This window comes from Mesorhizobium sp. M0058 (genome assembly GCF_040323095.1).
Taxonomy (GTDB): Bacteria; Pseudomonadota; Alphaproteobacteria; order Rhizobiales; family Rhizobiaceae; genus Mesorhizobium.
In genome coordinates this window covers 125,597-146,380 of sequence record NZ_JAMYUQ010000005.1, presented here as the reverse complement: position 1 = coordinate 146,380, position 20,784 = coordinate 125,597, and the positions used below count along the sequence as shown (strand labels likewise).

Annotated in this window: 20 protein-coding genes and 1 tRNA gene; 9 read left to right on the top strand and 12 right to left on the bottom strand. The window is 61.8% G+C overall.

What is annotated here, in order from left to right:
• Positions 1-20: 20 nt before the first annotated feature.
• The 4 genes from ctaD to NKJ75_RS10060 are packed head-to-tail and all read left to right on the top strand — an operon-like array spanning position 21 to position 3,635.
• Positions 21-1,790, top strand: coding sequence for a cytochrome c oxidase subunit I (gene ctaD / locus NKJ75_RS10075; protein ID WP_023681631.1), 1,770 nt, complete (start codon positions 21-23; stop codon positions 1,788-1,790).
• Positions 1,787-2,491 (top strand): cytochrome c oxidase subunit 3, encoded by a 705-nt coding sequence (locus NKJ75_RS10070; RefSeq protein ID WP_023744786.1) that lies wholly within the window; start codon positions 1,787-1,789, stop codon positions 2,489-2,491. Before ctaD ends, NKJ75_RS10070 begins: the two co-directional genes overlap by 4 nt.
• A 13-nt stretch (positions 2,492-2,504) precedes the next feature.
• Complete coding sequence (locus NKJ75_RS10065; RefSeq protein WP_023667664.1) at positions 2,505-3,227, top strand: heme-copper oxidase subunit III family protein; 723 nt, start codon at positions 2,505-2,507, stop codon at positions 3,225-3,227.
• Between the two features lie 9 nt (positions 3,228-3,236).
• The gene (locus NKJ75_RS10060; protein WP_023667665.1) at positions 3,237-3,635 is read left to right on the top strand and encodes a cytochrome C oxidase subunit IV family protein; all 399 of its coding nucleotides are present in this window, start codon (positions 3,237-3,239) and stop codon (positions 3,633-3,635) included.
• A gap of 63 nt (positions 3,636-3,698) precedes the next feature.
• Here the strand turns inward: NKJ75_RS10060 and NKJ75_RS10055 are convergent, their stop codons facing one another.
• From NKJ75_RS10055 to tig, 4 genes are all read right to left on the bottom strand, one after another.
• Positions 3,699-4,520: a DUF2189 domain-containing protein gene (locus NKJ75_RS10055; protein WP_023691119.1), complete on the bottom strand. Its 822-nt coding sequence runs from the start codon at positions 4,518-4,520 to the stop codon at positions 3,699-3,701.
• 179 nt (positions 4,521-4,699) lie between these two features.
• On the bottom strand, positions 4,700-5,632 hold the full coding sequence (locus NKJ75_RS10050; RefSeq protein WP_023710678.1) for a heme o synthase: 933 nt from the start codon (positions 5,630-5,632) through the stop codon (positions 4,700-4,702).
• Positions 5,633-5,782: 150 nt separating this feature from the next.
• On the bottom strand, positions 5,783-6,163 hold the full coding sequence (locus tag NKJ75_RS10045; RefSeq protein WP_023667668.1) for a c-type cytochrome: 381 nt from the start codon (positions 6,161-6,163) through the stop codon (positions 5,783-5,785).
• Between the two features lie 260 nt (positions 6,164-6,423).
• Entirely contained in the window at positions 6,424-7,899 is a 1,476-nt protein-coding gene (gene tig, locus NKJ75_RS10040; protein ID WP_023825709.1) for a trigger factor, read from the bottom strand.
• 352 nt (positions 7,900-8,251) lie between these two features.
• Between tig and NKJ75_RS10035 the strand changes: the two genes are divergently transcribed.
• A tRNA-Leu gene (locus NKJ75_RS10035) sits at positions 8,252-8,336 on the top strand.
• A 101-nt stretch (positions 8,337-8,437) separates the two neighbouring features.
• Here the strand turns inward: NKJ75_RS10035 and NKJ75_RS10030 are convergent.
• From NKJ75_RS10030 to NKJ75_RS10020, 3 genes are all read right to left on the bottom strand, one after another.
• On the bottom strand, positions 8,438-9,886 hold the full coding sequence (locus tag NKJ75_RS10030; RefSeq protein ID WP_023833784.1) for an aromatic amino acid lyase: 1,449 nt from the start codon (positions 9,884-9,886) through the stop codon (positions 8,438-8,440).
• A 75-nt stretch (positions 9,887-9,961) separates the two neighbouring features.
• Entirely contained in the window at positions 9,962-10,543 is a 582-nt protein-coding gene (locus NKJ75_RS10025; protein WP_023697610.1) for a GDYXXLXY domain-containing protein, read from the bottom strand.
• Positions 10,540-11,652 (bottom strand): DUF2157 domain-containing protein, encoded by a 1,113-nt coding sequence (locus NKJ75_RS10020; protein ID WP_023833785.1) that lies wholly within the window; start codon positions 11,650-11,652, stop codon positions 10,540-10,542. The genes NKJ75_RS10025 and NKJ75_RS10020 overlap by 4 nt, the downstream gene beginning before the upstream one ends.
• A gap of 235 nt (positions 11,653-11,887) precedes the next feature.
• On the opposite strand from NKJ75_RS10020, the gene NKJ75_RS10015 reads away from it, so the two are divergent.
• The 3 genes from NKJ75_RS10015 to trmFO all read left to right on the top strand — a co-directional run bounded on the left by NKJ75_RS10015 (position 11,888) and on the right by trmFO (position 14,127).
• The gene (locus NKJ75_RS10015) at positions 11,888-12,028 is read left to right on the top strand and encodes a DUF1127 domain-containing protein (RefSeq protein ID WP_006335194.1); all 141 of its coding nucleotides are present in this window, start codon (positions 11,888-11,890) and stop codon (positions 12,026-12,028) included.
• A 51-nt stretch (positions 12,029-12,079) separates the two neighbouring features.
• Positions 12,080-12,223: a DUF1127 domain-containing protein gene (locus NKJ75_RS10010; protein WP_023667673.1), complete on the top strand. Its 144-nt coding sequence runs from the start codon at positions 12,080-12,082 to the stop codon at positions 12,221-12,223.
• A gap of 491 nt (positions 12,224-12,714) precedes the next feature.
• A complete protein-coding gene (gene trmFO / locus NKJ75_RS10005; protein ID WP_023833786.1) occupies positions 12,715-14,127 on the top strand; it encodes a methylenetetrahydrofolate--tRNA-(uracil(54)-C(5))-methyltransferase (FADH(2)-oxidizing) TrmFO in 1,413 nt (470 codons plus the stop codon).
• Between the two features lie 36 nt (positions 14,128-14,163).
• On the opposite strand, the gene NKJ75_RS10000 is transcribed toward trmFO, so the two are convergent.
• The 5 genes from NKJ75_RS10000 to yajC all read right to left on the bottom strand — a co-directional run bounded on the left by NKJ75_RS10000 (position 14,164) and on the right by yajC (position 19,579).
• Positions 14,164-14,985, bottom strand: a complete 822-nt coding sequence (locus tag NKJ75_RS10000) for a phytoene/squalene synthase family protein (RefSeq protein WP_023833787.1) — start codon at positions 14,983-14,985, stop codon at positions 14,164-14,166.
• 25 nt (positions 14,986-15,010) lie between these two features.
• Positions 15,011-15,400 carry an Mth938-like domain-containing protein gene (locus NKJ75_RS09995; RefSeq protein WP_023688226.1) on the bottom strand — a complete coding sequence of 130 codons (390 nt, stop codon included), beginning with the start codon at positions 15,398-15,400 and terminating at the stop codon, positions 15,011-15,013.
• An 11-nt stretch (positions 15,401-15,411) separates the two neighbouring features.
• Positions 15,412-17,964 (bottom strand): protein translocase subunit SecDF, encoded by a 2,553-nt coding sequence (secDF, locus tag NKJ75_RS09990; protein WP_023667677.1) that lies wholly within the window; start codon positions 17,962-17,964, stop codon positions 15,412-15,414.
• A 217-nt stretch (positions 17,965-18,181) separates the two neighbouring features.
• Complete coding sequence (locus NKJ75_RS09985; RefSeq protein WP_023688225.1) at positions 18,182-19,177, bottom strand: SecDF P1 head subdomain-containing protein; 996 nt, start codon at positions 19,175-19,177, stop codon at positions 18,182-18,184.
• A 54-nt stretch (positions 19,178-19,231) separates the two neighbouring features.
• Positions 19,232-19,579, bottom strand: a complete 348-nt coding sequence (gene yajC / locus NKJ75_RS09980) for a preprotein translocase subunit YajC (protein ID WP_023667680.1) — start codon at positions 19,577-19,579, stop codon at positions 19,232-19,234.
• A gap of 271 nt (positions 19,580-19,850) precedes the next feature.
• Between yajC and NKJ75_RS09975 the strand changes: the two genes are divergently transcribed.
• Entirely contained in the window at positions 19,851-20,726 is an 876-nt protein-coding gene (locus NKJ75_RS09975; protein WP_023688224.1) for an ATP-binding protein, read from the top strand.
• Positions 20,727-20,784: the final 58 nt, after the last annotated feature.

The window sequence follows — 20,784 nt, the reverse complement described above, 5'->3', positions numbered from 1 at the left end:
GGCACGGAGGTGCTCCGCCTATGGTCGATATCACGCCTGCAGATGCCGTCCCGCCCGCCGAAGTCGCGGAAATGGAGCTTTACCATCCGCACAGCTGGTGGACGAAGTATGTGTTCTCGCAGGACGCCAAGGTCATCGCCATCCAGTATTCGGCGACCGCAACGGCCATCGGCCTGGTCGCGCTGGTGCTGTCCTGGCTGATGCGGCTGCAGCTCGGCTTCCCCGGCACGTTCGATTTCATCACCCCCGAGGCCTACTACCAGTTCATCACCATGCACGGCATGATCATGGTGATCTACCTGCTCACGGCACTCTTCCTCGGCGGCTTCGGCAACTACCTGATCCCGCTGATGGTCGGAGCCCGCGACATGGTCTTTCCCTATGTCAACATGTTGAGCTACTGGATCTACCTCCTTGCCGTGCTGGTGCTGGTGTCGAGCTTCTTTGCGCCCGGCGGACCGACCGGCGCCGGCTGGACGCTCTATCCGCCGCAAGCCATCATGACCGGCACACCTGGCGGCCAGGAATGGGGCATCATCCTGATGCTCGTCTCGCTGATCCTGTTCATCATCGGCTTCACCATGGGCGGTCTGAACTATGTCGTGACGGTGCTGCAGGCCCGCACGCGCGGCATGACGATGATGCGCCTGCCGCTGACCGTCTGGGGCATCTTCACCGCCACCGTCATGGCGCTGCTCGCCTTTCCGGCGCTGTTCGTCGCCTGCGTGATGATGCTGCTTGACCGCGCGCTTGGAACCTCCTTTTTCATGCCCGCGGTCGTCGAGATGGGGGAACAGCTACAGCACAATGGCGGCAGCCCAATCCTGTTCCAGCATCTGTTCTGGTTCTTCGGCCACCCGGAAGTCTACATCGTGGCGCTGCCGGCCTTCGGCATCGTCTCCGATCTGATCAGCACGCATGCGCGCAAGAACATTTTTGGCTACCGGATGATGGTCTGGGCCATCGTTGGCATCGGCGCGCTGAGCTTCGTGGTCTGGGCGCACCACATGTATGTCAGCGGCATGCACCCCTATTTCGGCTTCTTCTTCGCCACCACGACACTGATCATCGCCATCCCGACGGCGATCAAGGTCTACAATTGGGTGCTGACGCTGTGGCGGGGCGACATCCATCTCACCATACCGATGCTGTTTGCCATGGCTTTCATCGTCACCTTCGTCAATGGCGGGTTGACCGGGCTGTTTCTCGGCAACGTCGTCGTCGACGTCCCGCTGTCGGACACGATGTTCGTCGTCGCTCACTTCCATATGGTCATGGGTGTTGCTCCGATCGTCGTCATCTTCGGCGCGATCTACCACTGGTACCCGAAGGTCACCGGCCGGATGCTGAACGAGACGCTCGGCCGGTTCCATTTCTGGGTCACATTTCTCGGCGCCTACCTGATCTTCTTTCCCATGCATTACATCGGCCTGATGGGCGTGCCGCGGCGCTATGCCGAACTGACCGACGTGACGGTCATGACGGAGTCGGCGCATCACCTGAACTCGTTCATCAGCATCATGGCGTTTATCGTCGGCTTCGCCCAGATCGTTTTCCTGTTCAATCTTATCTGGAGCATCCGCCATGGGCGCGAGGCCGGTGGCAATCCATGGCGAGCCACGACACTCGAATGGCAAACGCCGCAGACGCCACCGGCTCATGGCAATTTCGGCAAGGATCTGCCGATTGTCTATCGCTGGGCCTATGACTACAGCGTGCCGGGCGCCAAGGAGGACTTCATTCCGCAAAACATGCCGGGCACGTTCGGCCCCTCCAGGGAGCCGGCATGAGCGTCATCCTGGTCTTCCTTCTCGTGATCGCCGGCTTTGCCGGCTGGTGGCTCTCGCATCAGCGGCTGATGGCGAAACCATGGCTCGAGCAAGGTGTGGCAGGAGATTTTGTCGCCTTCGACCGATCGAGCCTGCCGACCGCCAAGATTGGCCTCGGTGTCTTCCTCGCCGTGGTCGGCTGCCTGTTTGCGCTGTTCACCAGCGCCTACTTCATGCGTATGGCGCTGTCGGACTGGCAGCCGCTGCCCATCCCACGCCTGCTCTGGCTCAACACCGGCATGCTGGTGCTGAGCAGCGTTGCGCTGCAATGCGCCTCGATCGCGGCGCGCAAGCGCCAGATGGACACGGTCAGGCTCGGCCTTGCCGCGGCTGGGCTCACCGCGATCGCCTTCCTCATCGGGCAGTTCATGGCATGGCGGGACCTGACCGCCGATGGCTATTTTCTGGCCTCCAATCCGGCCAACAGTTTTTTCTATCTGATAACCGGGATGCACGGCCTGCATATAGTGGGAGGGCTGGTGGGCCTGGGCAGGACAACCGCCGGCGCCTGGAACGGGGCACGGCCGGAACGGCTTCGCCTCAGCGTCGAATTATGCGCCATGTACTGGCATTTCCTGCTTTTCGTCTGGCTCGCCATCTTCGCTCTTTTAGCCGGCTGGGCCGCGACGTTCATCGATATTTGCCGGCAGTTGCTGACCTAGGAGGTCGAGGAGCATGGCAGAAACGACACTGACGCATACCGGCCAAACGGAGACGCGGCCCGCAGGCTGGCAAGGCATCGCCGCCGACTGGTCCTCGGATCAGCGCGCGTTCAAGAACGTGTCCTGGGGCAAGGCCATGATGTGGATCTTCCTGCTCAGCGACACCTTCATCTTCGGCTGCTTCCTGCTCTCCTACATGACCGCGCGCGTCTCCACACGTGTGCCGTGGCCCAATCCGAGCGAGGTCTTTGCGCTTCGCATCGGCGGTTCGGACATTCCACTGATCCTGATTGCCATCATGACCTTCGTGCTGATATCGAGCAGCGGAACGATGGCCATGGCGGTCAATTTCGGCTATCGCCGCGACCGCCGCAAAACCGCAATCCTCATGCTTCTGACGGCAGCGCTAGGAGCCACCTTCGTCGGCATGCAAGCCTTCGAATGGACCAAGTTGATCACCGAAGGGGTACGGCCGTGGGGCAATCCCTGGGGCGCGGCACAATTCGGCTCGACTTTCTTCATGATCACCGGCTTCCACGGCACGCATGTGACGATCGGGGTGATCTTCCTCATCATCGTGGCGCGAAAGGTCTGGCGTGGAGACTACGACGTCGGTCGTCCCGGCTTCTTCACCAGCCGCAGGGGTCGCTACGAGAACGTCGAAATCATGGGGCTCTACTGGCATTTCGTCGACCTGGTCTGGGTGTTCATTTTCGCATTCTTCTACCTTTGGTGAGAGGCTGACATGGCTGAAGCAACCGCAAACGGCCTCGGGCAACACGCGCTGCACTCTGATCATGCGCATGAAGGGCCATCGACCGGCGTCGCGGAGGTTCATCAGGAACATCCGATCAAGCTCTATCTGGTGGTCTGGGCATGGCTGTTCATCCTCAGCGCCTGCTCCTACATGGTCGATTATCTCGGCATCCACGGCTATCTCAGATGGTCTCTGATCCTGATCTTCATGATCCTCAAGGCCGGGCTGATCGTCGCCGTGTTCATGCACATGGCCTGGGAGCGGCTGGCCCTGACCTATGCGATCATCCTGCCGCCGCTTCTGATATTGGTGTTCGTGGCGATGATGCTCTTCGAAGCGGACTACACGCTTCTCACCCGGTTGTCCTTCTTCGGACCGGGGCCCTGACGCACAGTCTTCATCTCCGGTCAAAGACCGGAGATGAAGCTTCCCATCAGCTGATCTGCAGGGTCAGAGGCCTACCCGCGTCGGGGACGATGGCGGCTCTACAACCTTGCGGTAGACATGCCAGGTGGCGTGACCCAGGATCGGCAGCACGACCGCCAGCCCGGCAAACACCGGCAGCGAGCCTATGATCAGGGCGACGGCGACAATCAGTCCCCAGACAGCCATGGGGATCGGGTTCGCCAGCACCGCTCGCACCGACGTGTGGATGGCTTCGTAGGCGCCGACGTCGCGGTCGAGCAGCAATGGGAAGGCGACAACCGTCGTGCACAACACCACCGCGGCGAAGACGAAGCCGATGGCGTGCCCCAGGACAATCAGAGACCAGCCGCGTCCGGTGGCAAATATTTCATTGATGAAGCCCGAAATCGATGCAGGCGGAGCCGGGCCGAAGAGATATTCGTAGAACACCTGCGCCGCCAAAAGCCAGGCGATGAAGATTGCAACCAGCATGATCCCGACTGCGGCGATGGCTGGCAGGGCCGGAGAATTCCTGACCTCGAACGCGTGCGTCCAGGAGGTGTCGAGCCCGGCTTCTCGTCTGCGGCTGATCTCGTAAAGGCCGATCGCCGCGAATGGACCGATAAGCGCAAAGCCGGACACCAGCGGAAACAACATCGGCAACGCATTGGCACCCGAAGTCCAGGCAGCGAGCACCACGCCGACAAGCGGATAGATCAGGCAGAGAAAGACGATGTGCGACGGTTTGACCATAAAATCGTCAACACCGCGCTTGAGCGCATCGAAAAGATCGGAAACACTGATTTTTCGGATTTTGGTGTGTTCCAGCGTTTCGCTGGCGCCTGCAATCACGTGAAAACTTGTCATGCCCGTTCCTCCAGACCAGGTCCGGCAAGGTCGCGGTATCACGGTGCTGCCGTTCTGCATGACTGGCCACGCGAACCGCGACCTGCACCGCAATCAATATACTCCATTGACTGGAGCTTGTCGCCCGTTCTTACAAAAGGCTCCCGGAAGGCGAAGTTTCCGAACACAGCGTCATGCCGTCACCCTCCGGCTGACATGAACGCGCGCATCGCGATGGTATCGGCAAGCAGCACGGCAAAGATCGCGAAAAGATAGAAGATCGAATAGGCAAACAGCGCCTTGGCCGGCTTCATCTCCTTGTCGAGGATGACCAGGGCGTTCCAGGCATGCCACATGAAACCCGCGCCCAACGCAGCCGAAACAATCCCATAGACCCCGCTCGTAAATTCGAACGCCCAGGGCAGCACTCCGATCGGTGCCAGAAGCAGTGAATAGGCGAAGATCTGCCTTCTGGTCGAGGCCTGGCCGGCCACGTTCGGCATCATCGGGATGCCGGCAGCGGCATAGTCGCCGGCCTTGAACAGTGCGAGCGCCCAGAAATGCGGCGGCGTCCACAGGAAAATGATCAGGAACAGGATCAGGCTTTCAATGCCGATGGCGCCGGTGGCCGCCGCCCAGCCGATCATCGGAGGAAGGGCACCCGCTGCGCCGCCGATGACGATGTTCTGCGGCGTCGAGCGCTTCAGCCACATCGTATAGATGACGACGTAGAAAAAGATTGTGAAGGCCAGCAGTGACGCGGCAAGCCAGCCCACCAGCACGCCGAGCGTCATGACCGAAAGTGCGGAAAGCACCAGGCCGAAGCCGAGCGCTTCGCCGGCCGTGACGCGGCCCGACGGAACCGGCCGCTTTGACGTGCGCGACATCAGCGCGTCGATGTCGGCGTCGTACCACATGTTGAGCGCGCCGGCCGCTCCCGCTCCAACCGCAATCGCACCTATGGCGATCACGGCGATGACCGGGTTCATCGCGCCGGGCGCCACCATCAGACCGACGAAGGCGGTAAACACGGCAAGGGCCATGACCCGAGGCTTCAAGAGCGCAAAGAAATCACTGGCCGTCGCTTCCGAGAGGCGGACGCCGGTATCCTTGAGGCTTTCCTTGACCGACATTTGAGACGACCATCGATGGAAACCGGGCAGCCTAGAGCAATTCCAGGAAAGTGTATGGGGTTCCGCCCGGAATTGCGTAAGAACAAAGAGATCGAGCGGATCGCCGTTTCCGTGAAACGGTGAAACGCTCTGGCCGGCCGAAGAGCCAGGTTACGGGGAAAATTGCTTCAGATAGGCGATGACGTTGGCGACGTCCTCGTCCTTCTTGAGGCCGGGAAACGCCATCTTCGTCCCTTTGACCATTGCCTTGGGGTCGTGAAGATACGTCGTCAGTGTCGGCTCATCCCATTTGACGCCGGATGTGCCGGCCGCGATCATGGCTTCGGAATATTTAAAATCCGGATGCGTGCCGGCCGTCCGGCCGATAACGCCATGCAACGAAGGGCCTATCTTGTTGGTGTCTTGGTCTGCGACGTGGCAGACCTTGCATTTGGTGAAGACCTTCTCGCCCGCCGCGGCGTCCTGTGCCCGCGATGGATTGGCGATGAAAGTTGCAACGGAAACGACGGCGAAAAACGCAACCAAGCGCATGGCATTCCTCCCTGATCGTCAAATTTGCCTGAGACGGTCTGCACATGCCGGTAGCACCAGCATGCGCCCTGCACGGCAGAATAGATTCTCCGCTCCTCCCCAGATGGAATTGCGGCACTTGTGTACCACAGAATCTGGCCGGTAGGTAGAACAGGTCGACCGTACAAAGGTTCAGGTGGGCTGCGGTGGCTCAAGGCACATCCGCCACAACGAAAAAGGCCGCCTCGAGGGCGGCCTTTTCTGATCTTGTCGTCAGGCGCTTATTCGGCGTCCTTGGCGGCCTTCTTCTTCGGGGCTGCCTTCTTCTTCGGCTCTTCCGCGTCGTCGGCCTTTTCAGCCTTGTCGGCCTTCTTGGCAGCGGCCTTCTTCGCCGGCTTGGCCTTGGCGGCATCGCCCTCTTCGTCGTCAGCCATCAGCTCTTCCTTGCTGACCTTGACGTCGGTGACAGAGATCTGGCTGAGCAGATGGTCGACGACCTTCTCCTCGAACATCGGCGCGCGCAGCGTGTTCAGGGCTTCCGGATTGCTGCGATAGAACTCGAAGGCTTCCTGCTGCTGGTTGGCCGGGTAGCGGCGCACCTGCTCGAACAGGCCGCGCTGCAGTTCCTCGTCGGAAACGGTGACGCCGGCCTTCTCGCCGATCTCGGCCAAAACCAGGCCGAGACGCACGCGGCGCTCGGCAAGCCGCAGATATTCGGCGCGTGCCTCTTCTTCCGTCGTCTCCTCGTCGGCGAAGGTACGGCCGGCGGCTTCGAGATCGCGGTTGACCTGGGTCCAGATGTTGTTGAACTCGGCATCGACGAGCTTCGACGGCGCCTCGAACGAATAGGCCGCGTCAAGCTGGTCGAGCAGCTGGCGCTTGACCTTCTGGCGGGTCATCGAACCGAACTGGTTCTCGATCTGGCCGCGCACCACGTCGCGCAGGCGCTCCAGCGATTCCAAGCCGAGGTTCTTGGCCATTTCGTCGTTGATTTCCAGCGCGCCGGGCTTGGACACTTCCTTGACGGTGACGTCGAAGGTGGCTTCCTTGCCGGCCAGATGCGCTGCCTGGTAGTTTTCCGGGAAAGTGACGGTGACCTGCTTCTCGTCGCCGGCCTTGGCGCCGATCAGTTGGTCCTCGAAGCCCGGAATGAATTCCTTGGACCCCAGAACCAGCGGCTGGTCGGTGCCGGCGCCGCCGGAAAAGGCCTCGCCGTCGATCTTGCCGACATAGTCGATCGAAACGCGATCGCCTTCGGCGGCCTTGCCGGTCTTCGGCTCGAAGCTTCGCGCCGATTCGGCAACGCGCTGGACCTGCTCGTCGATCTCGCTGTCCGGCACTTCGAATACCTGGCGCGTCACCTTGATGTCGGAGAAATCCTTGATCTCGATCGCCGGGATGACCTCGTAGTTGAGGCGGAATTCGAAGTCGGCGCCGCCGGCCAGGATCTTCTCGGCCTCTTTCTCGTCTTCCGTCATGATCACTTCAGGCTGCATGGCGGCCTTTTCGCCGCGCCCCGTGATGATCGAACGGGTCGAATCGTTGAGGATTTCGTTGACCACTTCGGCCATGAACGACTTGCCGTAGACCTTGCGCAAATGCTGCACAGGCACCTTGCCGGGACGGAAGCCGTTGATGCGGACCTTGTTCCTGGCGTCGGACAGCCGCGCCATCAGCTTGGCTTCCATATCACCGGCCGGCACGGTGATCTTGATCTCGCGCTTGAGACCGGAGTTGAGCGTTTCGGTGACCTGCATCGTAAAACCTTTATCTTCACCAAAGAGGCTGCCACGGCGTCTTGCCGTTCACAGCCTGCCGGTACAATCTTGCCGGGAATGGCTTTTGGTACGGAACCTGGCGATTTGACCGAAATTACGGCTCAAATTGTTCCAAACTGCGTTCCAAGATGTGAATAAGTTCTTGTTTTTCCTACTTCTTATCACATTCTGCAGAAGCGGATCGGCGCGTCCCGTCACATTTGACACGCCTTTTGTCACAGGCGAGGCCAATTTTCAACCATCTTCGCGTTGCAGCGAATGACCGCCCCAACGGCAGACATTTTCGCCCCGACATTGACAGAATGATGGCTACATGGGATTGCCGACAAATGCGGATGTGGCGGAACTGGTAGACGCCCTGGATTTAGGTTCCAGTGCCGAAAGGCGTGGGGGTTCGAGTCCCTTCATCCGCACCACCCTTCGCTCTATCGAGCTTCGGGTGGCAGGCCACCCAGGAGCTTGATAAAGCGAAGGGTGTCCTCCGAAGCCGTGGCGTAGGAGGACTGGCGGCGACGGCCTACACTTCAAACACTTGACCGGTAAACCACTCCGCCAATTTCGCCAGCTCCGGACCCAGCACCCGGTCGGCGTCGACCGGCGGCACGATCTTCCTGATATCCGCGACAAAATCCTGCAATGCCGGCGGCGCGGCGCGTTCAGTCACGTACAGGGCCTGCGAGGCGATCATGGCCAGCATCGCCATTGCCGCATCGAGGCAGCGGCCGGCCGTCGCTTCCTTGGTCCAGGCGAAGAATGCGGTGGTGGCGACGTCGTCCTGGCCGGCGCCGGCCGATTCGGTGCCCGGAATGAAGGTGCGCTGCGCCGCGAGCTTGGCCTGTTCGAGATAGCCGGTGATCGCCATCGGGACATAGCCGACATTGCCATGGCCATCGCTGTCGGCCCAATGCCGCCCGGTCATCAACAGATCGGGCAGCAGCGACACCTTGCCGTTCAGCAGCTTTGAGGCGTGGCGGTCGCAAAGCAGGCAGAGATCGGCCCAGATCGCCGCCAGATCGTCCAATGCCGGTGTCGCCATGGCATTGTGGTAGCCGCCCGTGGAGATGCAGCGTCCCAGCGGATGCGCATCGTCGGGCGGGATATAGACCGGATTGTCCGAGATCGAGGCCAGCGACACGGTCGCCGCCTGCTCGGCGCCCGCCAGCGCCCGATGCGCATGGCCGAGCACGCGCGGCACGATGCGGTAGCTGACCGGCGCCTGATAGTTGCGCCGGCCGTCGCCGGCGCCAACCAGGTATTGCCGCAACCCTTGCAAGGCGGCCGCTTCGTGCGCGTCGCCCCACAGCCCGTCGAGCGCGGCATCATAATGCTCGAGCGGCGCACGAAAGGCTTCGATCGACAGCGCAAACACCTTGTGCGCCATGGCGAGGCGACGGCGTGCGGCAAGTGCTGCGTCCGCCACCAGTGCCGCCGCGCAGGGCGAGCCGTTGATCAGCGAACCGCGCTCCTTCACCTCAAGCTCAAGGCTGGCGGTAAGCGCAGCAACCAGCGGATAGAGCGCCAGGATCTCGCCGGCGCCACCCTGCCATTGCGACGGCACCACCGGCATCGGGCCGCCGTCGAGCATCGCCGCGACCGCCCGTGCGATGCGCGGCGTGGTCGCGGCATTGCCTTCGATAAAGTTGGTCAGCTGCGCCAACACGATCGCCCTTACGACGCGCTCAGGCAATGGCTCACCGAACGATGTGGCGGCGGCAAAAGCCTTGATGCGCGCATGGCGGTCGCGCTCGTCAAGTTCGAGCTTGCGGCTTGCCAGCTCGCCCATCGCGGTGGTGACGCCGTAGATGACCGGCGGCGGATCGGACTCAATGAGTTTCAGGAACGAGGCGCGGCATTCGGCAATGCGTTGCAAGGCCTTGTCGCCGATTTCGACCGTGTCGTTTCTCCAGGCGACGCGCAAAACGGCATCGAGATTGATATCTTCGCGCGTCGTCACCGTAATCGGCATTGTCTTCGCCCGTCTGGTTTGCATGAGGGCGAAGCGATCGATCGTTGCCGAAATCCATGCCCTGGGTAATGTCTTCTAGTAGAGCGGTTCCTCAAACAATGTCTTGTCGCCGTCCATCAGCGCCTTGATCTGTGCCTGGCCACTGGCGGCGAGCGCGATGCGCACGCCGAATGGCCGCACCCGCATGTCGTTCTGGATCGCCATGCCCTGGCCCTCAGGTAGGTAGAAGCGGTCGATGCCGTATTGCGGTGCGATCGTGGATTCAGGATCAAGCGTCCAGCCCGGCGCGACCTGGCCGACAATATCGGCTTCGTCGGCGGTCGCCGGCGTCGGAGCCTTGCCGAACCAGGCCGTGGTCGCATGCCAATAGCCGTCGGCACCCGGCTTCAGCCGGACCACGATCGGCGTGTTCTCGCTCACGAGCTGGCCGGCCGGGATGTTGGCGATCAGCTTCACCGGCAAGCGCGATATTTCATAGCCGAGGATAATATAGTCGCCGCGCAGCAGATCGCGCGGATCGACCGGCTCGACTTTCAGCAAGACCTCCTTGCCGTTGCGCAGGATCGCCGCGCGGCCGGCGATGATCCAGCTCAGGAAGCCGATCTGGACGAGCGCCAGGACCAGCGCCGAGATGACAAGTTTCTTTCCCGACATCATGCTGCCGCTCCTTCCGGGGCCTTCATGCGTTTTTCCACACGGATGATGACGAGAGCCAGGATGCCGAACAGCACTGCGGCAGCCAGGAAGAAGCCGGCCGTGCCGAGCATCGTCTGCAAGGTCACGACATAGATAATGGCAAGTTCGAAGGCAAAGCCGGCATAGGCAACCCAGCGCAGCCCCCTGCTCTCGCGCCCGCCCAGCATGATCGCCGCGGCAATGCCGGCCAGTGCGATGACCGACGCAATGGCAAAGCCGTTGCTGAAGGCGTTGTCATCGCCCAGTTCGATCTGCATCATCGCCAGCCCGGTGAGAAAGCCGATCAAGGCGTGCAAAGGCAACCGCCCGCCGAGCTGCAAGATCCGGTCGGCCGGCCCAGCGGCGAAGATCGAAACCGCAAACAGCAGCGCCGACACCACGACGAGAGGAATAGCCAGGGCGAGCGTGTTCTGGTCCAGGCCGCGCACCGCAATATAGAAAATGACCGAGACAATGATCAGGTGGCGTGCCGGCTGGCTGCGCGTCCACAACGAGACGACAAAAAGCACCGGCGCCATGATAACGAAGAAATCCGGAAATACGGGGCGGTCATAAAAGTCGAACGCGCGCACGAACAGCCAGGCAACGGATATGCCGACGGCAGCGACCGTCAGCGGGTTCGAGCGCAACGCCACCGCGGCTAATGCCGTGCCGATGCCCCAGGTGACGATGGCCGAGGCTTCGTCACCCGTGAGATGGTACATCTGGCCGATCAGCGCGATCGATCCGCCGAAGGCCGCGGCGGCCACGATCCACAGCGCCTCGCCGATCGCCGCATGGTCGCGCATCTTCAACACCGCGCCGCCGACATAGCCGGCGAGAATGACGGCAAACAGCGCCGCGACCCGCACCAGCCGCGGGATCGCGTCCCAGTTGGCGGCGACGAAGAGCAGGATCGCGGCGCCGAACAGCAGCGCTGCCATCATGGCCAATATAGTGCCGAAGCTCAGCGATTTGCGCTCGTTTGCGTCGATGTCGCGCTTAAGCGCATCGGCCGTCTTGGCATCGATCAGGCCGGCCTGCAGCCACCGCCCGATATCGGCCCTCGCCCGTGACGAATAACTCGCCATGCCGCTTCTCCCCCAGCTTGGTCTTTCTGACAGCCGATCCGCCCAAATCGTTGACGCAACGTCATTTTCCGATTCGGGTTTCTTCATGACGAAGCCGTGAACGCGCGTTAATGTTGCATTGCACAATTTGCATTGCTGCCATGCGCCAACAGCACTTTTAAATCGATATTACCCAGCCTATTTACTGTTCGTACACAAACGGAACGATCCGAAGAAAGACGAAACGAGCACTACCATGAACCTGATCCGCAACTACCGCAACTGGCGCCGCTACCGGGACACCGTCTCCGAGCTGAGCCGCCTTTCGAACCGTGAACTGACCGACCTCGGCATCAGCCGCAGCGACATCCACTACGTCGCCCGCAAGGCGGTCTAATCCTCTTCGGATCGCAAATGGTCCGAACCAGTTTTGAAAAAGAGAACGACAATGAACCTGATCCGCAACTATCGTAACTGGCGCGTTTACCGCGACACCGTTACCGAGCTGGGTCGCCTTTCGAACCGTCAGCTCCATGATCTCGGCATCGTCCGTGACGAGATCAAGATCATCGCCCGCAGGGCGACGATCTAGCCAGAATTTCGCCAGGGTCGACCTCCTCCCCGACCCTGACGGATACGGTCAGCCTTCACCTCCTCCCGAGGGTTGACCACCAAAACGGCGCCCGCCGCACCTCCTCCCGCGGCGGGCGCTGTTTCCAAACCGAACGCAGTTCGTCTCCAAAGTGAACGCAGTTCGCCTTCCAGGGATTTCGCCTCCCTCGATCCGGCGAAAAGAATTTCGTCAAAGCCGACCTCCTCCCCGGCGATGACGAATACGGCCGATCCCCACCTCCTCCCGAGGATCGGCCCCAAAAACGACACCCGCCGCACCTCCTCCCGCGGCGGGTGTTGTTGTTTTTGGGCAGGCTTTTCAATTGCGCATGCAGTCGATCGAGGCGCTTTACGCCGCCATCAGAGCGTCGCCGCGGACATAAGAAAGTCGAGCTCCGTCGTTGCACGACAATGACCCACGCTCGCACCGGCCAATTGCAAACGGCGCGCCAAGCGATTATTCCGGCGCTCATGAGCAAAAATCCTATCCACATCGTCGGCGGCGGCCTCGCCGGCTCCGAAGCCGCATGGCAGGCAGCACAAGCCGGTGTTCCCGTCATTTTGCATGAGATGCGCCCGGTGCGCGGCACCGATGCGCACAAGACCGATGGGCTTGCCGAACTTGTCTGTTCCAATTCCTTCCGCTCCGACGATGCCGAGAACAACGCCGTCGGCCTGCTGCATGCCGAAATGCGGCTGGCCGGCTCGCTGATCATGAGTGCCGGCGACGCCAACCAGGTGCCGGCCGGCGGCGCGCTGGCCGTCGATCGCGACGGCTTCTCCGACGCGGTGACGAAAAGGCTCGAAGCGCACCCGCTGATCACCATCGAGCGCGAGGAAGTGCCGGGCCTGCCGCCGGCGGAGTGGGACCAGGCGATCATCGCCACGGGACCGCTGACCGCGCCGTCGCTCGCCCAGTCGATTGCCGAGGCAACCGGCGCCGATGCGCTGGCCTTCTTCGACGCGATTGCCCCGATCATCCATTTCGACACGATCGACATGGACACCTGCTGGTTCCAGTCGCGCTATGACAAGGTTGGGCCCGGCGGCACCGGCAAGGACTACATCAATTGCCCGATGGACAAGGACCAGTATCTCGCCTTCGTACAGGCGCTGGTCGACGGCCAGAAGACCGAATTCAAGCAGTGGGAAGGCACGCCCTATTTCGACGGCTGCCTGCCGATCGAGATCATGGCCGAGCGCGGCGTCGAGACGCTGCGCTACGGGCCGATGAAGCCGATGGGGCTGACCAATGTCCACAATCCGACGGTAAAAGCCTATGCCGTGGTGCAGCTGCGCCAGGACAATGCGCTGGGCACGCTCTACAACATGGTCGGTTTCCAGACGAAGCTGAAGCATGCCGAGCAGGTGCTCGTGTTCCGCACCATTCCGGGTCTGGAAAACGCCGAGTTCGCCCGTCTCGGCGGCCTGCACCGCAACACCTACATCAACTCGCCGACCTTGCTCGACGCCTCGCTGCAGCTGAAGTCGCGGCCGGGCCTGCGCTTTGCCGGGCAGATCACCGGCTGCGAGGGCTATGTCGAGAGCGCGGCGATCGGCCTGCTCGCCGGCCGCTTCGCCGCCGCCGAGCGGCTCGGCCACACCCCGTCGCTGCCACCGCTCACCACCGCCTTCGGCGCGCTGCTCAACCACATCACCGGCGGCCACATCGTCTCCGACGACGAGCCGGGCAAACGCTCGTTCCAGCCGATGAACGTCAATTTCGGCCTGTTCCCGCCGGTGGAAGCACCGAAGACCGAAGGCAAACGCCTGCGCGGCAAGGACAAGACGGTGGCCAAGCGCCACGCGATCACCTCACGCGCGCGGGCAGATTGTCGGGAGTGGCTAGGGCTGCCGGCGCAAACAGCGGAAGCTGCTGAATAGCCAAGTCTCAGAGTCCTAACGCGATTGACGTTTACGTCAACTCGCTGTCCATCCCCGCGTTGCGCGCCTGAGCAACAGCCAATGCCGACGCAGAGCCGAAAGCCGGGCTGCGCCGCCAAGCGGCGAGCGACGACCACTCGCCATCTTGCCGAGATAGGCGCTGGTCAGCGCCAGCGGCAGGAACGCCGGACGCAGCGTTTCCGGAAGTGCGGACGCCCCTTGCTCGAAAGCGCGGAGATGCTCCTGCGCCAATGCAATCATCGCAGCCACCGCGCGCTGAGCGCCGGGGCCGCCGTCGCCGCCGACGAACTCTTCCGGCGATGAGCCTACCGCGGCAAGGATATCCGCCGGCACGAAGCATTGCCCGCGCCGGCGATGCAGCGGCAACAGCAGCAACAGGCCGGTCATCGCCTGGGCGCAGCCGGCCCTGCCCGCCAGTTCGGCAAAGCGCGGCGCCTGATTGGGATCGAGCACCATCGCCGCCAGCTGGATCAGCGCGGCCGCCGTCTCGCCGCAATATCCCTCGAGATCGGTGCGCGACGGCATCGGATCGTCATAGAGGTCGAAGATGCGGGCCTCGAGCATGTTGTCGAAGGCGGTTTTGGGCAGGCCATGGGCAGAAATCGTCGCCTTCAGCGCATCGGCGAGCGGGTTGCCTGTGGCTGCGGCTTCAGCAGCGATGACATCGCGCCACCATTGCAGCCTCACTTCGCCCGGCAATGCCTCGTGGATGCGGTCTCGGACAGACGCAATCTCGGCATTGAAGGCGTAAAGCGAAAACAGCGCCGCGCGCTTATTGGCCGGTGCATAGAGTGCGCTGACATAGCGGTCATGGTCGCCGGCGCGCACCGTCTCCATGACGATGTCAGCTGTATCGGTCACGTCAGTCGACGGCGATGAGCGCCGCGGCCACGGCGCGGTCTTCGGCAAGCAGAACATTGTAGGTCCGCACCGCTGCCCCCGTAGACATCGGGTCGGAGCCAATGCCAGCCGCTTTCAGCGCCGCCCGAAGTGCTGTCGGCAAGGGCCGCAAATCCTTGCCTGTACCGACCAGCAGGATCTCGACCTTGCCGGCCTCAGCCAGCAGCAGGTCGAAATCCGCCGCCGTCAGGGCCAGCGGATCGGCCGGCTCCCAGCCATGGATGCCGGAGGGCAGGCAAAGAAGCGAGCCGCGATGCGACATGTCGGCGAAGCGGAAGCCGCCATTGCCGTAGGCTTCGATCGGCGCCCGTCCGGGGAAATGCGCCTCGCGGATGACGATGCCTTTTGCCACCAGCGCAGCCGTCAGGTCGCCATGGCCTTGCCGCCACCAACCGGCTTCTCCTCATCGGCGCTCGCTCCCTGCGGCCTGAGCCTGAACAGGATCAGCAAGGGCGCTGCGATGAAGATCGACGAATAGGTGCCGAAGACGACGCCGAACAGCATCGCCATGGTGAACGAGCGGATCACCTCGCCGCCGAACAACACGAGCGCCAGCAGCGCCAGGATGGTCGTCACCGAAGTCAGCGTCGTTCTCGACAGCGTCTCGTTGATGGCGTTGTTCAACAATTGTGGGAGCGGCATTCGTTTGTATTTTCGCAAATCTTCTCGAACACGGTCATAGACGACGATCGTGTCGTTGAGCGAATAGCCGATAATGGTCAGGATCGCCGCCAGCGAAGACTGGTTGAACTCGAGCCCGGTGATGACGAAGAAGCCCAGCGTCATCACCACATCGTGCACCGTCGCCACGATTGCGCCGACCGCGAACTGCCATTCGAAGCGGAACCAGACATAGACCAGGATGCCGATCAGCGCGATGATCATCGCAATCGTGCCTTGCTTGGCCAGTTCGCCCGAAACGGTGGGACCCACCACCTCGACGCGGCGGAAATCGTAATTGTCCTGCAGCTCGCCGCGCACCTTGTCGATGACGGTCTGCTCGGCGTTCTCACCGCCATCCTGGGTGCCAACGCGGATCAGCACGTCATTCGGCGCGCCGAATTGCTGGACCTGCACTTCACCGATATTGAGCTCCGACAGCCGGCTTCTGATATCGCCAATATCGGCGTCGCCTTGCTTGGACTGCACCTCGATGATCGAGCCGCCCTTGAAGTCGATGCCGTAGTTGATGTCGATGGTCAGGAATCCGATAACCGACGCGATCGACAGCAGGCTGGACAGTGCGAACGTCCAGCGGCGGATGCCCATGAACGGGATTTTCGTGCCGGCCGGAACGAAGGTCACCGGCGCACGCGGCAATTCCTTCGGACGCGCACGGCGCAGCCAGATCGACACCAGCAGACGGGTGAAGGTGAAGGCGGTGAACACCGTGGTCAAAATGCCGATGGCATAGGTGATGGCGAAGCCCTTGACCGGTCCGGTGCCGAGATAGAACAGCACGACCGTGGCAATCAGCGACGTCACGTTGGAATCCACGATGGTCGCCAACGCCTTGGTGAAGCCTGTGTCGATCGACTGGATGACCGAACGGCCGGCCCGTCGCTCCTCTCGGATACGCTCATAGATCAGCACGTTGGAATCGACCGCCATGCCGATGGTCAGCACGATACCGGCAATGCCGGGCAAGGTCAGTGTCGCGCCAAGCAGCGACAAGACCCCGACGATCATCGCCACGTGCACGGCGAGCGCAATGTTGGCGAGGAAGCCGAGAAGTCCGTAGGCGACGAACATGAAGGCGACGACGAGAATGGAGCCGATGATGCCGGCGACCTTGCCGGCATGGATCGAATCCTGGCCGAGGCCCGGGCCGACGGTGCGTTCTTCGATCACGGTCAGCTTTGCCGGCAGCGCGCCGGCGCGCAGCAGCACGGCGAGGTCGTTGGCGCTTTCGGCGGTGAAATTGCCTGAGATCTGGCCGCTGCCGCCGAGGATCGGTTCGCGGATCACCGGCGCCGAAATCACCTGATTGTCGAGGATGATGGCGAACGGCTTGCCGACATTCTGCTGCGTCGCCTGGCCGAATCGTGTCGCACCGCGCGAGTTGAAGACGAACGAAACCACCGGCTCGTTGTTTCGGGAATCATAGGTTGCCGTCGCCTTGGCAAGATCTTCACCGGACACGATGACGCGATTTTCCACCAGATACGGAACCGGCGGATCGTCCTGCGAATAAAGCACCGAGGAGCCTGCCGGCGGGCGGCCGTTCAGCGCATCCTGCACCGACATCGAGGTATCGACCATCTGGAAGGTCATCTTGGCGGTCTGGCCGATGATCTCCTTCAGCCTTTGCGGATCCTGCAGGCCCGGCACCTGGACGAGTACACGGTCGTCGCCCTGCCGCTGCACGATCGGCTCGGTGGTGCCGAGTTCGTTGACGCGACGCTCGACGACTTCGATCGACTGCGCCAATGCGGCCGAGGTGCGGTATTTGATGCCGGCGTCGGTGACGGTGAATTTGAGCAGCCCGGCTTCGGAATCATCCAGGGACATCTCCTGGATGGAGCCACCGGTGAACAGGCCGGCGGCGACCGGATCGGTCAGCGGCTTAAGCGCCGCCTTGGCGGCATCGATCTGGGTTGGATCGGTGATGCGCACTTGTACGGTCCTGCCGGTGCCGCCAAGGCCGGTATAGCCCACCTTGGCATCGCGCAGCAGCGTGCGGATCTCGTCGCGCGTCGTTTCCAGCTGCGCCTTGACCAGGTCGTTCTGGTCCATCTGCAAGAGGATGTGCGAACCGCCCTGCAGATCGAGACCAAGCGTCATCTGCCGCTTCGGCACCCAGTTGGGCAATTGCGCCAATGTGCTGGCCGGGAAGAGATTTGGCGCGGCAAGGATGAATGTGACGGCCACGGCGATCCAGATCAGGATCATCTTCAGGCGCGAAAAATACAGCATATGGCGTTGTCCGTCAGGGCGTACTGGCGGATCGTTCCGCCGACAATTCGGTTATTTCTTGGCGTTCTTATTTGCCACCGGCTCGCCCTTAACCCGCACTTCGCCGATTGTCGAGCGCGCTGAGGTCAATTTGGCGCTGCCGCCGGCAGCGGTTTCGGCGTCAATCGCCTCTGTCGGTTCCATTCTAATTCTGATCACAGCCGGGCGCTATCGTGCGCTACTCGACTATTTTCAATTGTGCAGGCATCGGTCCGGAACGCAAAAGCAAGGCCAGATCATCGGCGTTCTCCTTTGTAAGGTTGCCCGATATCTGGCCGCGGCCGTTAAGAATTGGCTCGCGGACGACTGGCACCGAAAGCACTTGGTTGTCGAGGATCATCGCAAATAGCTTGCCGACATTCTGCGAGGTCGCCTGCGCAACGCGTGCCGTTGCCCTGGAATCGAAGGTGAACGAAACCGCCGGCTCATTTGTGACGGAGTTGGGAGTCGCCTGAGCATTGACAATGTCGTCACTGGAAACGATCGTTCGGCTCTCAACCAGATAGGGAACCGGTGGATCGTCCTTCGAATAAACCACCACCGAGCCAGCGGGCGTCCGGCCATTGATCGCATCAGCGACCGGCATCGACTCATCAACCCACTGAAAAGTCAGCATTCCGGTTCGGGTGAGAATTCTCCTCAGCCTTTGCAAATCCGCAACGCCCGAGGTCCGGACCAGCATACCGTCTTCGCCCTCTGGCCGCACTACTGGGTCGGCTACACCAAGATCACGCAGGCGATTCTTAATGACCACGATCGACTGCGCAAGCGCGATCGACATCCGATACTTGATACCTGTGTCTGTTACCGTGAACTTGAGCAACGCTGCTCCGGTATCATCCAGGATCACTTCCTGGACCGGACCAGCGCTGCCAAGGACAGGATCAGTCACCGCCTCCAATGCCATCTTGGCCGCGCCGACCTGAGCGGCGTCGGTGATATGCACCTGAACGGCCCGACCCGACTTAGCAAGACCAGTATAGCCGATCCTTGCATCGCGCAGCAGCGTCCTGATTTCGTCACGCGTCGCCTCCAACCGGCGATCGATCACATCGGTCGCGTCCAATCGAAGCAGCACGTCCGCGCCGGCAGCGTGAAGACTGGGCGCGTCGACGAGCATTGTGGCCATAGCAAGCCAGATCAGGATCATTTTCAGGCGCGAAAAATGGACCATACGCCGTCTTTTGTCAGAGCTCTGCCCGCGGATCGCTCCGCTTGGGAAACTGGCTTACTTCTTGGCGTTCTGGTTGGCCACCGGCTCGCCCTTGACCCGAACATCGGCGATCGTCGAGCGCAGCGCCGTCACCTTGGTGCCGCCGCCAAGGTCGATCTCAAGCTCATTGTCGTCGATCACCTTGGTCACCTTGCCGACGAAGCCGCCGCCGGTGATGACCGTGTCGCCACGGCGCACGGCCGAGATCATCTCCTGGCGCTTCTTCAACTGGGCGCGCTGCGGCCGGATGATGAGGAAATACATGATCACGAAGATCAGAACGAACGGGAGTATCATGCCGATATCCCCGAACGGACCAAGCGGAGTTCCGGTAGCTTGGGCGTATGCCGGTGTGACGAACATCAAGAACTCCTGGTTACGAAGAAGGCCGTAGGGCGGCCTCGCCAAATTTGGCCGGAATATAGTGGGTAAAGTTACCAATGCAACTGCGCGGCCGGGCTTTCAGCTGCTTTTCCGGCCGGTTGACCCGTGTTAGAGCATGCTCCCGGAATACGGGCGTGGTTTTCGCAAAAGATCATGCCCAAACAAAAGCTTGGAACCAGTTTCTATCTCGCCCGGATCAAGACGATTTCGGCCCCTACGCACGTTCGTGCGGAAACATAAAAGACGAGACATGACCGACAGCACCATCGAGGCCCTGAACCAAAAGCTCGACCGCCTGATCGAGGCGGTCACCCGCCTCGCCCCGCCGCCGGTGCCGCAAACCGATCTTGCGGTTGCCGATTGCTTCGTCTGGCAGGCCGACCCCGGCTATCTCGAGCCGGTGCGCAAGGTCAACCGCGTCGACATCGGCCTGATCCGCGGCGTCGACCGCGTGCGCGACATTCTGGTCGAAAACACGGAACGCTTCGCCGCCGGCCATGCCGCCAACAATGTGTTGTTGTGGGGTGCGCGCGGCATGGGCAAATCCTCGCTGGTCAAGGCCGTGCATGCGCAGATCAACGCCCAGGCCAAATCCGACCTGCCGCTCAAGCTGATCGAGATCCATCGCGAGGATATCGACACGCTGCCCAGGCTGATGGGCCTGCTGAAGGCGGCGCCGTTTCGCTTCATCCTGTTTTGCGACGACCTCTCCTTCGACCATGACGACACCTCCTACAAGTCGCTGAAGGCAGCCCTTGAAGGCGGCGTCGAGGGCCGCCCGGCCAATGTCATCTTCTACGCCACGTCGAACCGCCGGCACCTGTTGCCGCGCGACATGATCGACAATGAGCGCTCGACCGCCATCAACCCGTCCGAGGCGGTCGAGGAAAAGGTTTCGCTGTCCGACCGTTTCGGCCTGTGGCTCGGCTTCCACAAATGTTCGCAGGACGAATATCTCGACATGGTCAACAGCTATGCCAGCCATCACGGGCTCACTATCGACCCGGAGCAGCTGCGCGCCGAGGCGCTGGAATGGGCAACGACGCGCGGCAGCCGCTCGGGCCGCGTCGCCTGGCAGTTCACCCAGGATCTGGCCGGCCGGCTCGGCAAGCCGCTGAACGACTGATTGATTTGCGTCAGGTCACTGAAAAAGCCCGCCCCTTGCGGAGCGGGCTGAGCCGGCG

Coding starts and splice junctions, on each gene's coding strand:
- NKJ75_RS10070 (WP_023744786.1), top strand. CDS start 1,787: ATGAGCGTCATCCTGGTCTTCCTTCTCGTGATCGCCGGCTTTGCCGGC.
- NKJ75_RS10010 (WP_023667673.1), top strand. CDS start 12,080: ATGAACCTGATCCGCAACTATCGTAACTGGCGCGTTTACCGCGACACC.
- NKJ75_RS10045 (WP_023667668.1), bottom strand. CDS start 6,163: ATGCGCTTGGTTGCGTTTTTCGCCGTCGTTTCCGTTGCAACTTTCATC.
- NKJ75_RS10050 (WP_023710678.1), bottom strand. CDS start 5,632: ATGTCGGTCAAGGAAAGCCTCAAGGATACCGGCGTCCGCCTCTCGGAA.
- NKJ75_RS10065 (WP_023667664.1), top strand. CDS start 2,505: ATGGCAGAAACGACACTGACGCATACCGGCCAAACGGAGACGCGGCCC.
- ctaD (WP_023681631.1), top strand. CDS start 21: ATGGTCGATATCACGCCTGCAGATGCCGTCCCGCCCGCCGAAGTCGCG.
- NKJ75_RS10055 (WP_023691119.1), bottom strand. CDS start 4,520: ATGACAAGTTTTCACGTGATTGCAGGCGCCAGCGAAACGCTGGAACAC.
- NKJ75_RS09985 (WP_023688225.1), bottom strand. CDS start 19,177: ATGGTCCATTTTTCGCGCCTGAAAATGATCCTGATCTGGCTTGCTATG.
- NKJ75_RS10025 (WP_023697610.1), bottom strand. CDS start 10,543: ATGATGTCGGGAAAGAAACTTGTCATCTCGGCGCTGGTCCTGGCGCTC.
- trmFO (WP_023833786.1), top strand. CDS start 12,715: ATGAGCAAAAATCCTATCCACATCGTCGGCGGCGGCCTCGCCGGCTCC.
- NKJ75_RS10000 (WP_023833787.1), bottom strand. CDS start 14,985: ATGGAGACGGTGCGCGCCGGCGACCATGACCGCTATGTCAGCGCACTC.
- NKJ75_RS09975 (WP_023688224.1), top strand. CDS start 19,851: ATGACCGACAGCACCATCGAGGCCCTGAACCAAAAGCTCGACCGCCTG.
- yajC (WP_023667680.1), bottom strand. CDS start 19,579: ATGTTCGTCACACCGGCATACGCCCAAGCTACCGGAACTCCGCTTGGT.
- NKJ75_RS10030 (WP_023833784.1), bottom strand. CDS start 9,886: ATGCCGATTACGGTGACGACGCGCGAAGATATCAATCTCGATGCCGTT.
- NKJ75_RS10015 (WP_006335194.1), top strand. CDS start 11,888: ATGAACCTGATCCGCAACTACCGCAACTGGCGCCGCTACCGGGACACC.
- secDF (WP_023667677.1), bottom strand. CDS start 17,964: ATGCTGTATTTTTCGCGCCTGAAGATGATCCTGATCTGGATCGCCGTG.
- NKJ75_RS10060 (WP_023667665.1), top strand. CDS start 3,237: ATGGCTGAAGCAACCGCAAACGGCCTCGGGCAACACGCGCTGCACTCT.
- NKJ75_RS10020 (WP_023833785.1), bottom strand. CDS start 11,652: ATGGCGAGTTATTCGTCACGGGCGAGGGCCGATATCGGGCGGTGGCTG.
- tig (WP_023825709.1), bottom strand. CDS start 7,899: ATGCAGGTCACCGAAACGCTCAACTCCGGTCTCAAGCGCGAGATCAAG.